Origin of the sequence: Methylibium sp. (assembly GCF_965279545.1) — a bacterium.
GTDB lineage: Bacteria > Pseudomonadota > Gammaproteobacteria > Burkholderiales > Burkholderiaceae_C > Methylibium.
In genome coordinates this window covers 4076412-4088373 of record NZ_OZ257250.1, presented here as the reverse complement: position 1 = coordinate 4088373, position 11962 = coordinate 4076412, and the positions used below count along the sequence as shown (strand labels likewise).

Here is an 11962-nt window from a genome sequence, read left to right as displayed (position 1 = left end):
ATTTGCGCCATGTGCTTTGCATTGGGTGCAACATCTGCCGACCATGGCGGGACCATGAAGTCCCTCGGCGAAGTTGTTCGCGCACGCCGCAAGAGCCTCAAGCTCACGCTCGAGGACGTGGCCAACCAGATCCCGGATTACGACGCCGGCAACCTGTCGCGCTTCGAGCGCAACATCAGCAGCCTGCAGCTCGACAAGATCGACTACCTGGCGCTAGCGCTGCGCACGACCGCAGCCGGACTCTTCCAGGCGCGGGAGATTGAAGACCCGAACCACGGTGCATACAACGTCGTGCCGACGGAGCTGACTGGCACACGTATTCCAATCGTCTCCTGGGTACTTGGCGGGTTCGGGGGCGCGGCCGTCGACAACTTCCAGCCCGGCGACGCCGACGACTGGGTGACCCCTGAAGAACCCATGAGCCCACGCGCCTTCGCTCTTCGAGTCCGCGGCAACAGCATGTCCAACCCCGACGGTCTGCCGACCTTTCCGGAAGGCATCGTCGTGATGGTCGAGCCTGACATCGAGGCGAAGACCGGAGACTTCGTCATCGTGCGCTGCAACGGCGACGAAGAAGCCACGTTCAAGCAGCTCACCCGCGAGAGCGGCCGCTTCTACCTGACGCCGCTGAATCCGCGCTACCCGGTCGTGGAACTTCCGACTGACGCTGTGATCTGCGGCGTCGTGCGCGAGGCGCAGTTCAAGGTGCGTTGACTACGCGTCGAGCCGCAGTTCCTGACCCACCGGCAGCGCGCGGCCCTGCAGCTTGATCTGCACGAGGTTGCGCACCAGGGCGCCCCACAGCAAACCATTCGACACGACGAATACAACAGGTTTGCTCTGCCCCCGCGCGGCCACAGTGAAGCCGTCGCTCATCACCTCGACAGCGATGATCCGATCGAGTTGCACGATCGCTGATCGGGTCGGACCATTGAAGATGATCGATGTGGGCGTGATTCCGAGCTCACCCTCCGAAGCCTGGCGCAAGACCTCCCGGCTCTGCGCCGCCGAGCGCCCCATGTAGACGGGCAGCTTCCCGACCATCACCCTCGTGCCGAGATAGTTGCGAGCCTGCTCCTCCGACACCTCGAACAACTTCGCATTGCAGGTCGCCAGCAAGGGATCGTCGGGCGACGAGATCAGCCGGTCAGCTTGCGCCCTCGGGAACTCCCCAGCGCCGTTGACAGCACCGAAATAGCTGCGCGCCTCGCTGATCAGGCGGTCCTGGTCGGCCGCGGTCTTCACGGTGCCACTGGCGCCGCCGCTTGACCTGCGCCAGAGACACCACGCGATCAGTGAGAAAACCACCGGTCCGATGAAGATCAGCAGGCCGCCGTTTTTCTCATCCTGCAAGGACAGCACTGCCGCAAGCAGACTCATCGCGGCAACGAACGCCATCACTGCCGCGAGTATTCGAATCGCGAACCGCGCCACTTGCTCCATGCCGTCCCCTTTGTTTCCCGGCGGAGATGGTAGCCGGCGCCGGCTGAGTGCAATTTTGTGCTTGACGCAATTTCTGACGTTGCATACCATGCAACAACAAATTGCATGGAGCGCAAATTGTCTACAAGCAACCACCGCAGCTACCGCTGCTACTTCACCCCCCTCGACCGGAACGGCATTCCGGTCGCCTGTGACACCGGCGTGCTGCCCTTCGTTCAGGTCCAGGCGCCGAACGCTGAACACGCCCAGCGCGCCGCCCGGGCACTGACCGGCTGCCCCATCCACACCGCCGAGCGGCTCGAGGCCGAGGTGCTGGCATGAGCGCCCGCCAGCCGATCTACCACTTCACCAGCGGCAGCCTCAACTCTGATTCGAACTCCCGGCGCTGGTGGCCGGGCCACCTGACCGACACCGAGGGCCACACCGACGGCATCGTCGCCCAGGCCGCAACCTCCACCCTCGACACCACCGAGGGCCCGGCCTACGTCGACACCGCACGCCTGTGCCGCCACCGCGCCGAGACGCCCGAGGAAGCGGAGGCCGCCTACCAGCGCCGCCGCGCCAATGTCGAGCGTATGGCCGACGACGCCATCAGCCGCCGCCAGGTGCTGATCTGGGCCGTCGTGTTCGCGCTCTCGCTCGCCGCGTCGGCCCTCTGGAAAGCCCCCTGGGGCTACGGCTGGCACCTCTGAGCCAGCGCCCACCTCACCACTGGAGCAACCCATGAAGCACCTCGTGCTGGCGCTGCTGTGCGCCCTGCTCACCGCCTGCGGCGGTGGCGACCCCGAAGACCAGGAAGCCGACGACCGCCGCGCCACCACGCCGCCGGCGCCGGACTGCGCCGCCTCCGAGGTGTGCCGATGAGGCCGCCGCAGCCGCTCGACGACTTCCGGCCCGACGACGAGCCGGGAGCGGAAGACCTGCTGGTCAGAGACTGCCTGGCCAAGTTGCGCCGGTCCGATCTCATGCGCGATGGATGGTCCCGCATCAACCCGCCGCCGGATCGGCCGAAGCCGCCGCCGCTGGTGACCTACAACCCGCCCGCGTACCTCGACAGTCCCGTGCGCGCGGCCATGCTCGACACCGATGCGCGCGCCCTCCATGCCCGCGAGCAGGCCACCGCCGCCGCGCTGAAGCGCCTGGAGGAACGGGCCACGCAGGCGGCCGAGTCGCGCCGCCACGCCTACTACGCCGGCAAGGCCGACGCCGAGTCGCGGCTGTTCTGGGTGGGCGCGCTGTTCGGCGCCGTGCTGGGCGCCGCGCTGCTGCTCGTGTATCTGCAGCCGGGCCTGCCGTCGTGAGCGCCGCACTCGCCGCCGCTCAGGCCGCGCTCGCCGGCATGCCGCCTGTCCAGGCGCCCGCACAGCCCGACGTGCTGCCCAAGGTGGGCGCCCTCGGCGTGCTGCTGCGGGATGCGCAGGTCTACACCTGCACCAACGGCCTGCCGCGCATCAGCGCGCTGGTGCAGCAGCACGCCGCCACCCACCCCAAGGCGCCGCCCTTGCTGGTGGAGCTGGCCTACCCAGACCTCGGCTGCCCCAACGCCACGCACCAGGCCGCCAGCACCAAGGCCCACCAGCTGCGCGCCGGCGTGCAGGTGGTGGCGCTGGGCTACGGCATCGAGCCGGCCATGCAGCGCGGCGAGTCGGTGCTGCGCCTCATCAACGTGATCGACCTGTGGGCCGTCGACGCCGACGGCCGCCCGCTCACCGCAAACCACGGAGACCATTGATGTCCCCCGACCACCGCATCCTCCTCCGCCACGGCGGCATCGAGGTCCTGATGCAGGCCTACCCGATCGACTGGCCCGACGGCACCACGCTCGCGCTGCACCCGGTGCGCCCGAACGGCATAGACAGCCTGTTCAATCGCGCGCTGCGCCTCGACGACGGCTCGTGGATCGTGTTCGACCTGCGCGACGTGTGGCCGCCGCTGCAGCACGAGCTGCCCACCACCTACACGCGCGACGTGCCGGGCGTGGTGCGCTACACGCTGCGGCACCAGTTCGCGACCGCGGGCGCGGTGCTGCAGCAGGCCTGCGGGCATGCGCTGATGCAGTGGGTGCCGATGCCGCAGGCGGAGGCGGCATGACGTGCATCGCTGCCATCGTTGAAAACGGCGTGGTCCACATGGCCGCCGACTCGGCTGGCGTGGGCGGACTGGGGCTGCACGTGCGCCGCGACCGGAAGATCCACCGCATCGGCGACATGTTGATCGGATTCACATCGTCGTTCCGCATGGGCCAGCTGATCGGCTACTCGCTGGCGCCACCGCTCCACGACCCGAAGATCACGACGGACCGTTACATGGTCACCGTCTTCGTTGATGCGCTGCGCCACGTGCTCAAGGCAGGCGGATACGCGAGAGTTGAGAACAACACCGAGACCGGAGGCCGCTTCCTGGTGGGCTATCGCGGCCGGCTATTCATCGTCGACAGCGATTTCCAGGTGGGGGAGTCGGTGTGGCCCTTCGGCTCCGTCGGCTGCGGCGATGACCTCGCCAAAGGAGCCCTGTTCGCCACACGCAACCTGGGCATGACACCGGCACAACGGCTCGCCGGAGCCCTCGAAGCCGCTGAGGAGTTCAGCGCCGGCGTGCGTGGCCCCTGGGTGATGGAAACGCTGCAGGCGCACGAGGTGACGACATGACCTTCATCGTCACCGCCGGCGCCGACGAGCTCGACGTGCGCACGCCCGCGCCGGGCCACATCACCATCTGGTCGATCGCCTGGAGCCTGGCGCAGATCAACCGTTTCAACGGCCACGCGCTGCGCCCCTACAGCGTGGCCGAGCACTCGCTGCTCGTGTGCGAGATCTGCGAGCGCGAAATGGGTCTGAACGTGCACGGCCTGCTCGCCGCGCTAATGCACGACGCGCACGAGTTCGCCTCCGGCGACATGCACACCCCCGGCAAGCGCGTGATCGGCGAGGCCTGGTACCACTGGGAGACGCGCTGGTCGACGCTGGTGCAGCGCTGCTTCTCGATCGTCACCCCGACCCAGGCCTATCACGCGCAGATCCACCGCGCCGATCTGATGGCACTGGCCACCGAGCGGCGCGACCTCATGCAGCCCACGCCCACGCGGTGGGCCGTGCTGCACGCCGTCGAGCCCGTCGACTGGGTGCGCCTGGACACGCCCGAGCGCGCCGCCCACGACTGGGAGTTCTGGCGCGACCGGTTCCTTGACCGCTTTCACGAACTCGAGTTCGCCCGCGACCTGCAGGTGACCGAGCTTTCAACCCGGCGCAACAGCGCACAACCCGGAGACCCTCAATGACCTCTCACTCCATCCTGCTGCCCGAGCTGGGCGCGCCCTTCGAGGGCGGCCGTTATGGCGGCACCGTCCGCATCGGTGTGCATCTGTTCGCCTTCGCATGGGCACCGAAGGCGCTCGGCGAGTCCCGCGCAATCTGGCTGCCCGAATACACCGACGTGCCCGGCGCCACCAGCTGCGTCGACAGTGTCGCCAACACGCACGCGCTCGCCGAAGCCGGCAGCCCGCTGGCCCAGTGGGCACTGGCGCTCGACATCGACGGCAAGCGCGATTGGGTCGTCGCAGCCCGCGACCTGGTCGAGCTCGGCTATCGCCACCTCAAGCCGACCGCCCAGGAAAACTACTGCACCTTCCGCGATGGCGACAACCCGAGCAGCGTGCCGCCGGGCTATCCGTACACATCGCAGGCGCCTGCACAGACCAGCGTGGCCGATTTCCGCGCCGGCGGGCCTGAGGCCTTCGAGGCCGACCACTACTGGGCCAGCACGCAGTACTCCGAGTCCAGCGCCTGGGGTCAGGACTTCGACTACGGCGGCCAGAGCAGCGACATCGAGTGCGCCGAGGCCTGGGCCCGAGCCGTCCGCTTGATTCAGCTCACCACCTGAATCCTTCAATTCTTCAATCCACGGAGCACGCGCTCATGCACATCAATCGACTCACCATCAACCTCTACGGCGCCAGCGCCGTCGATCCCGGCGGCATCGTCAGCGACGTGCTGACCAGCGTCGGCGACTCGACACCGTCGCGCCTCGGGTTCGCCATGCCGCCCGCCATCGCCCAGGCGTGGCCCGACGTAGCCGGCGCCTACGCCGGTATCGCCCGCGCCGAGGACGACGAGCCCGACGGGCACATCGTGCTGCTCGACGAGCTGCCGCCCGGGAAACTCGACTGGGCCGACAGCGTCGCGTGGGCCCGCGGCTTGGGCAACGGCGCCAGGATGGCGAGCCCCATTGAAGGCCTGCTGCTGGCCGCGAACCTGCGCGACCGCTTCGACCCGTCCGGGTGGTACTGGCTGGGAAAGCAGTACTCCGAGTCCGGCGCCTGGGGTCAGCACTTCGGCAACGGCTACCAGGACGGCTACGTCAAGAGCGCCAAGGCCTGGGCCCGGGCCGTCCGCAGATTTCCCGTTTAGTCCTTTGATCCTTTGAGCCATGGCCCTGCACACCGAGCTCCCGATCTACAGGACGGGCATCGATCTCCTCGCGCTGGCGGTCAAAGCGCAAGAGCAGATGCCCCGCGGGCTGAAGCGGTCGCTGGGAGACCAGATCGCGTCGCACTGCATGGAAATGCTCGCGCGCATGGCCATGGCGAACGCCACGCAGCGCGAAGAGCGCGCGGCCCACATCACCGCGCTGATGTCGCACTTGCACGCCACGCAGGTCCTGCTGCGCGTCACCTTCGACGGGCAGCACCTGTCGCCGGCGCTGTGGGTCAAGGCGATCCTGCTGCTCGACAGCATCGGCAAGCAGGGCGGCGGGTGGCGCAAAAGATCCCTGAGCAACAAGGCGCCTGCAGCATGACGGTCAAGGCCCTCATGCCCGTGCGCGATCTGAATCTGGTCGAGCCGCTGCCCCACGAGGGCACCGCCATGCGCACCACGGACACCGCTGCCGGCGTGCAGGTCCGGTCCGGCGCAGTTGCCCCACTGATCGGCGCGAGCCTTCGGCAGGGCGACGTAGATAGCACGACGCAACGCAGTACTCCGAGTCCAACGCCTGGAATCAGAACTTCAACAACGGCAACCAGAACAACAACATCAAGAGCGCCAAGGCCTGGGCCCGAGCCGTCCGCAGATTCAGGCTTGTTCGAACGACTCCTGGTCGCCTATCTAGACTGCCGGCGCACCAAGAGGAACAGCGCCAGCGCGCTTGCCTTCGAGGCCCACCTCGAGCGCAACCTCTGCGCGCTATACGACGAACTGATCGACGGCTCATACCAGCCGGGCCGCTCGATCTGTTTCGTGGTGACGCGGCCCAAACCCCGCGAGGTGTGGGCCGCCGAGTTCCGCGACCGCATCGTCCACCACCTGCTCTACAACCACATCGCGCCGCGCTTCCATGCAGGGTTCATTGCCAACAGCTGCGCCTGCATCCCCGGCCGCGGCACCCTGTACGCCGCCCAGCGCCTGGAGCACGACGTGCGCGGCGTCACGCACAACTGGCAGCGCCCGGCGCACTACCTCAAGTGCGACCTGGCGAACTTCTTCGTCGCGATCGACAAGCCCACGCTGTTCGGCCAGCTGGCCGGGCGGATCTCGGCCCCGGCCGAGGCCTGGTGGCTGCAGCTCACGCACACCATCCTGTTCCACGACCCGCGCGCTGACGTGGAGGTGCGCGGCCGGCCCGAGCTGCTGCGCCGCGTGCCGCCACACAAGAGCCTGTTCAACGCGCCGGCCGACACCGGGTTGCCGATCGGCAACCTGTCATCGCAGTTTTTTGCGAACGTGCACCTCGATGCCTTGGACCAGTTTGCCAAGCACCAGCTGCACGCCCGCCGCTACGTGCGCTATGTCGATGACTTCGTGTTGCTGCACGAGAGCGCCGCCTGGCTCACCGCGGCACTGACCCGCATCAGCGCCTTCCTGCCCGACCGCCTGGGCGCGCACCTGAACCCGCGCAAGACCATCCTGCAGCCCGTGGCGCGCGGCGTCGACTTCGTGGGCCACGTCATCAAGCCCGGCCACCGCAGCACCCGCCGCGGCACCGTGGCCACCGCCCTGCGCCGCCTGGAGCAACTGACCCCGGCCGAGGTGCACGTGGTCGCCAACAGCTATTTCGGCCTGCTACGCCAGGCCACCCACAGCCACGCCGACCGCGCGCGCCTTGCCAACGCCGTGCGCCGGCGCGGGCACTGCGTGGCGGCCGATCTCACCCGGTGCTTTCGCACCACCTGACCCACCGGAGACCGTATGGACGAGACCATCACACGCATCGAGCTCGACCGCCTGCGCGAGAGCCCGACCAACCCCCGCCGCGAGTTCGACGCGGCCTACCTAGGGGAGCTGTCTCTCAGCATTGCCAGCCAGGGCGTGATTCATCCGATCATCGTGCGCCCTGCACCCGACCGGCCCCGCGACCAGCGCAATCTGCAGGTGACGCACGAGATCGTCGTCGGGCATTGCCGGTACCGCGCGTCGCTTTTGGCCAAGCTGCTTGACATCCCCTGCATCGTGCGAGATCTCGACGACGAGCAGGTGCGCGTCGCGCAGATCCATGAGAACCTGCACCGAAAAGACGTGAACCCGATCGAGGAGGCCGACGGCCTGGCCGAGCTGGCCAGCGTGCACAAGGTCAAGGTCGAGGACCTGGTCAAACGCACCGGCAAGAGCCGCAGCTACGTCTACGGCCGCATCCGCCTGGCCAGTGCGGCGCCCGAGGTGCGCGAGGCCTGCCTCACGGGCGGCCTGGGCGGCGAGATCGGCACGCGCATTGCGCGCATCCCATCGCACAAGCTGCAGAAGGCTGCGCTTGAGAAGGCGCGCGTGATGACCTACGACTTCGACCTGCAGGCAAACAAGCAATCCGGCTGGATCAGCGATCGCCAGGCCAAGCACGAGTTCTCGAGGTTCACCATCGCGCTCGAGGGCGCGCCATTCGATCCGGCCGATGCCAAGCTCGCTGCACTTGCAGGCGCCTGCACAGCGTGCCCGAAGCGCGCGGGCAACGACCCCGACCTGTCGACCGACCTGGAGCCCGACACCTGCACCGATACCGAGTGCTACAAGACCAAGGTGCAAGCGCACGCGCTGAAGGCCATCGCCGCGGCGCGCAAGGCGGGCCGCATGGTGATCGACGGCGATGCGGCCAAGGCCGTGAAGCCGCACAGGTATGACCATCTGCAGGGCTATGAGCACCTCGACCAGGATGCCTTCGATGAGGCGGGGCCCGAGGAAGAAGACTCGCGCTTCGTGACATGGCGCGAGGCGCTGGAGCGCATCGGCAAGAAGGCACCAAAACCCGCGCTGCTGGTCGACCCATACGACGAGAGCCAAACACTCGACGTGCTCACCGCCGAGCAGTGCGCCCAGGTCCTGGGCATCCTGGGCGTGAACATCGACGGGCCTACCCCGTCCACGGCTGCGCAAGCGCGAGAGGGGGCGCAACCGGGAATGGCGTGGCCGTTCCCGAGGGAGCTTGACACGCGTACGCCCGAGGAGCGCGCCGTCGCGCTGCCCGCCTGGAGCCTCGTGCAGCAATCGATCATGGAGGCCGCCGCGGCACAGGAGGAGCGCACAGCGGCCGAGCTGCTGCTCGTGGCGCGCTCCATCGTTCAGGACCGCGGAGACCTGCCTGATGACGTGATGCACGCAATGGGCTGGTCTGCCGAGCTCGAGGCGGCAGCCGAGGCCGACTCGCACGACAACGAAGAGACCTGGTGCCTGGAACGATTCGAGCGCTGCACACCGGCCGAGCTGGCGCGCTTCATGGTGTTGATGGCGATCTCGATGGCGCCGGTCGAATATAGCGGCGAGAAAGCCCGCGACGAAAAGCTCGCGCTGGCGCAGATGTACGGCGTCGACGTGGTCGCCGCTGCGCGGCTCAAAGATCAGACCGACGACGCCGGCTCCGCCGGCGGGAGCGATGCGCAGGGCGAGCTGCTCGAGGAGACCGAGCAATGACCGACTGGACCTCCGAGTACCTGCAGCTCATCGAGGACTGCGAGGCACGCGAGGCGCGCCTGTCCGAGTGGGATGCCCAGTTCCTCGACTCGATCAAGCGCCAACTCGCCGAGGGTCGCGCGCTCTCGCTGAAGCAGACCGCCAAGCTCGACGAGATCTGGGAACGCGCCACCGCGAAGGGCTGACATGCGCAAACGCTGCCACCGCCGCCCCATCGTGCCCGTGCCACCGCGCGGCCTGCGCCCCAAGCTCGGCGACGACCAGGTGCGTGACCTGGCGCTGTGCCACCTGGTCAACCTCGACGTGATCTCCCGCGGCCAGGCCGACGAGAGCACGCTGTGGCAGTGGGCCGGCGGCGTGCTCACCTGGAGCCGCGTCGCCGAGGTCCTGGGCGTAGGCCTGACCGAGATGCGCCAGCAGCTCGACCTGGCCACCGACGTGCTGCACCGCTACCAGACCACCCGCAAGATCGGTTTCAGCGGCCCGCAGTACCAACTCGCAAAGGCCGGCGTCGACGTCATGGACCAGTTGGCCCGCTTGGTCGACCGCCCCGCCGCGATCGCCGCGGCCGAGTGGTCGGAGCGCCGGGTCGAGCAGATGTCGGCCGAGTGCGCGGCCAGGGAGGCAGCATGACCGTCGCCGACCTCATCCGCGAGCTGCAGGCCATGCCGCAGGGCGTGCAGGTTCGCCTGCTGCTCGACACCGTGCACGTGCCCGGTTTCGAGGGATTTCACGAGCTGTACCACGTGCCGCTGGAGCAGGCCACCGAGGTCGACGAGGTGCGGCATATGGGCCCGTGGGTGCTGCTGCGGGCGAGATGACATGATTGCTCCCGCGCCCGATCGTCGTGCCATCGCCCGCTCGCAGCTGGTCAAGCTGCTGGCCGAGCGCCTGGTGCGCGAGGCGCTGGCCGAGACCACCGGAGACAGTACCAATGAGCCTGCGCGCATGCCTCTACGCGAGGTACAGCACCGACAAACAGCGAGAGACATCGATCGCTGACCAGCTCCGAGGCGCCCTCGAGCGCGCCGAGCGCGAGGGCTGGCCCGTTGTGGCCCGCCATGCAGACGAGGGCATCAGCGGCTCCGTACCGCCCGCCCTGCGGCCCGGAGGCAAGGCCCTGCTGGCCGACGTGCTGGCCGGCCGGTTTGACGTGCTGATCGTCGAGGGCCTGGACCGGCTCAGTCGCGAGATTGGCGAGGCCGAGCAACTGGTCAAGCGCATAGAGCACCGCGGCATCCGCATCATCGGCACTGCAGACGGCTACGACACGGCCGCGCGCGGACGCAAGGTGATGCGCATCGCGCGCGGCCTGGTCAACGAGCTGTACCTCGACGACCTGCGCGAGAAAACCCACCGCGGCCTCGCTGGCCAGGTCGACCGCGGCTTCAGCGCCGGCGGCCGAAGCTACGGCTACCGCAGCGTCGACGCCGCCGGCGGCCGGCGCCTGACCATCGACGAGACCGAGGCCGCCATCGTGCGCGAGGTGTTCGAACTGTTCGCCGATGGGCACAGCGTGCGCGCCATCGTGCACCAGCTCAACGACCGAGGCCTGGCCAGCGCGCGCGGCGGCACCTGGGCAGTGAGTGCACTGCAGGGCAGCAGCGCCAAGGGTCTGGGCATGCTCAACAACGAGCTGTACATCGGCCGCGTTGTGTGGAATCGCCGCCAATGGCTCAAAGACCCGGACACCGGCGCACGCCGCTACGTCGAGCGCCCCGCCGAAGAGTGGCAGGTGCGCGAGGAGCCCGAGCTGCGCATCGTGAGCGCAGAGCTGTGGCAGCGTGTGCGCACGCGCGTGCGATGCGGCCCGGCACGAGGCACACGCACCGGCCGCGGCGCCGTGCCGAAAACGCTGTTCGGCGGGCTGCTGCGCTGCCATGCGTGCGGCGGCCCGATGGTGGCCATCAACAGCCAGCGCTACGGCTGCAACGTGCACCGCGACCGAGGGGCCGCTGTCTGCACCAGTGCGCTCACCGTGCCGCGCAAGGTGGTCGACAAGCGTCTGGTGGCCGAGTTGCGCAGCGAGCTGCTCGCACCATCGACGCTGGCCGAGCTGCAGACGGCGGTGCGAGCGCTGATGGCCAATGCGCAGCGGCAAGCCTCGGTCGGAAGCGAGTCCGCACGCAAGCGGCTGCAGGTCCTCACTGGCGAGATCTCGCACCTGATCGATGCGGTGGCGGCCGTGGGGCTCAGCCAGGCGCTACAGCAGCGCCTGGCGGCGGCCGAGGCCGAGCGCGCACAGCTCGAGGTGCACCTGCAGACTGTGCAGGCGCCACCACAAGCCCGCGTGCTCGACGATGTGACGACGCGCTACCGCCGCCTGGTCATGCAGCTGCAGACCGTGCTCGAGGAGGACAGCGACCGCGACCGGACACGGCAGCTGCTGGCCGAGATGCTGGGCCAGGTGACGATTGGGAGGGATGCAGAGACCGGCGAGACCTTCGCCGACCTTGATGAGCCCGCCGAGCGGCTGCTACTTGCAGCTGTCGGCGAGTCTCCGGAAGTGGTTGCGGGGACAGGATTTGAACCTGCGACCTTTGGGTTATGAGCCCAACGAGCTACCAGACTGCTCCACCCCGCGACTGAGACTGAAAGTATAACACGTCGAAGCACCTTTGCAGCGG

The 11962-nt window shown here is 68.3% G+C and carries 19 protein-coding genes and 1 tRNA gene; 18 read left to right on the top strand and 2 right to left on the bottom strand.

Annotation, left to right across the window (positions count from 1 at the left end):
• Positions 1 to 117: 117 nt before the first annotated feature.
• A complete protein-coding gene (locus ACQY9S_RS19245; RefSeq protein WP_428421929.1) occupies positions 118 to 714 on the top strand; it encodes a LexA family protein in 597 nt (198 codons plus the stop codon).
• Here ACQY9S_RS19245 and ACQY9S_RS19240 read toward each other — a convergent pair whose 3' ends face one another.
• A complete protein-coding gene (locus tag ACQY9S_RS19240) occupies positions 715 to 1443 on the bottom strand; it encodes a hypothetical protein (RefSeq protein ID WP_428421928.1) in 729 nt (242 codons plus the stop codon). It abuts the gene before it with no gap.
• Positions 1444 to 1560: 117 nt separating this feature from the next.
• Here ACQY9S_RS19240 and ACQY9S_RS19235 point away from each other — a divergent pair, with 117 nt between their 5' ends.
• The 17 genes from ACQY9S_RS19235 (at position 1561) to ACQY9S_RS19155 (ending at position 11886) form a co-directional block, all read left to right on the top strand.
• Complete coding sequence (locus ACQY9S_RS19235) at positions 1561 to 1764, top strand: hypothetical protein (protein ID WP_428421927.1); 204 nt, start codon at positions 1561 to 1563, stop codon at positions 1762 to 1764.
• Entirely contained in the window at positions 1761 to 2135 is a 375-nt protein-coding gene (locus ACQY9S_RS19230; protein WP_428421925.1) for a hypothetical protein, read from the top strand. The genes ACQY9S_RS19235 and ACQY9S_RS19230 overlap by 4 nt, the downstream gene beginning before the upstream one ends.
• Before the next feature lie 31 nt (positions 2136 to 2166).
• Positions 2167 to 2307, top strand: coding sequence for a hypothetical protein (locus ACQY9S_RS19225; protein ID WP_428421924.1), 141 nt, complete (start codon positions 2167 to 2169; stop codon positions 2305 to 2307).
• Positions 2304 to 2744 (top strand): hypothetical protein, encoded by a 441-nt coding sequence (locus tag ACQY9S_RS19220; protein ID WP_428421922.1) that lies wholly within the window; start codon positions 2304 to 2306, stop codon positions 2742 to 2744. Before ACQY9S_RS19225 ends, ACQY9S_RS19220 begins: the two co-directional genes overlap by 4 nt.
• Positions 2741 to 3175 carry a hypothetical protein gene (locus ACQY9S_RS19215; protein WP_428421921.1) on the top strand — a complete coding sequence of 145 codons (435 nt, stop codon included), beginning with the start codon at positions 2741 to 2743 and terminating at the stop codon, positions 3173 to 3175. Before ACQY9S_RS19220 ends, ACQY9S_RS19215 begins: the two co-directional genes overlap by 4 nt.
• Positions 3175 to 3534, top strand: a complete 360-nt coding sequence (locus tag ACQY9S_RS19210; RefSeq protein WP_428421919.1) for a hypothetical protein — start codon at positions 3175 to 3177, stop codon at positions 3532 to 3534. Before ACQY9S_RS19215 ends, ACQY9S_RS19210 begins: the two co-directional genes overlap by 1 nt.
• Positions 3531 to 4091: a hypothetical protein gene (locus tag ACQY9S_RS19205; protein ID WP_428421918.1), complete on the top strand. Its 561-nt coding sequence runs from the start codon at positions 3531 to 3533 to the stop codon at positions 4089 to 4091. Before ACQY9S_RS19210 ends, ACQY9S_RS19205 begins: the two co-directional genes overlap by 4 nt.
• Complete coding sequence (locus ACQY9S_RS19200) at positions 4088 to 4720, top strand: hypothetical protein (protein ID WP_428421916.1); 633 nt, start codon at positions 4088 to 4090, stop codon at positions 4718 to 4720. Before ACQY9S_RS19205 ends, ACQY9S_RS19200 begins: the two co-directional genes overlap by 4 nt.
• Positions 4717 to 5322: a hypothetical protein gene (locus tag ACQY9S_RS19195; RefSeq protein ID WP_428421915.1), complete on the top strand. Its 606-nt coding sequence runs from the start codon at positions 4717 to 4719 to the stop codon at positions 5320 to 5322. Before ACQY9S_RS19200 ends, ACQY9S_RS19195 begins: the two co-directional genes overlap by 4 nt.
• 35 nt (positions 5323 to 5357) lie before the next feature.
• Complete coding sequence (locus tag ACQY9S_RS19190) at positions 5358 to 5849, top strand: hypothetical protein (RefSeq protein WP_428421913.1); 492 nt, start codon at positions 5358 to 5360, stop codon at positions 5847 to 5849.
• A gap of 19 nt (positions 5850 to 5868) precedes the next feature.
• The gene (locus ACQY9S_RS19185; RefSeq protein WP_428421911.1) at positions 5869 to 6237 is read left to right on the top strand and encodes a four helix bundle protein; all 369 of its coding nucleotides are present in this window, start codon (positions 5869 to 5871) and stop codon (positions 6235 to 6237) included.
• 281 nt (positions 6238 to 6518) lie between these two features.
• Positions 6519 to 7610 carry an RNA-directed DNA polymerase gene (locus ACQY9S_RS19180; RefSeq protein ID WP_428421909.1) on the top strand — a complete coding sequence of 364 codons (1092 nt, stop codon included), beginning with the start codon at positions 6519 to 6521 and terminating at the stop codon, positions 7608 to 7610.
• Positions 7611 to 7625: 15 nt separating this feature from the next.
• Entirely contained in the window at positions 7626 to 9335 is a 1710-nt protein-coding gene (locus ACQY9S_RS19175) for a ParB/RepB/Spo0J family partition protein (RefSeq protein WP_428421907.1), read from the top strand.
• On the top strand, positions 9332 to 9520 hold the full coding sequence (locus tag ACQY9S_RS19170) for a hypothetical protein (RefSeq protein ID WP_428421905.1): 189 nt from the start codon (positions 9332 to 9334) through the stop codon (positions 9518 to 9520). Before ACQY9S_RS19175 ends, ACQY9S_RS19170 begins: the two co-directional genes overlap by 4 nt.
• A 1-nt stretch (position 9521) precedes the next feature.
• Entirely contained in the window at positions 9522 to 9968 is a 447-nt protein-coding gene (locus tag ACQY9S_RS19165) for a hypothetical protein (protein ID WP_428421904.1), read from the top strand.
• Complete coding sequence (locus ACQY9S_RS19160) at positions 9965 to 10156, top strand: hypothetical protein (protein WP_428421902.1); 192 nt, start codon at positions 9965 to 9967, stop codon at positions 10154 to 10156. The genes ACQY9S_RS19165 and ACQY9S_RS19160 overlap by 4 nt, the downstream gene beginning before the upstream one ends.
• A gap of 113 nt (positions 10157 to 10269) precedes the next feature.
• Positions 10270 to 11886, top strand: a complete 1617-nt coding sequence (locus ACQY9S_RS19155; protein WP_428425826.1) for a recombinase family protein — start codon at positions 10270 to 10272, stop codon at positions 11884 to 11886.
• Here the strand turns inward: ACQY9S_RS19155 and ACQY9S_RS19150 are convergent.
• Positions 11843 to 11919 (bottom strand) — tRNA-Met (locus tag ACQY9S_RS19150). The two genes, ACQY9S_RS19155 and ACQY9S_RS19150, sit on opposite strands and share 44 nt — an antisense overlap.
• Positions 11920 to 11962: the final 43 nt, after the last annotated feature.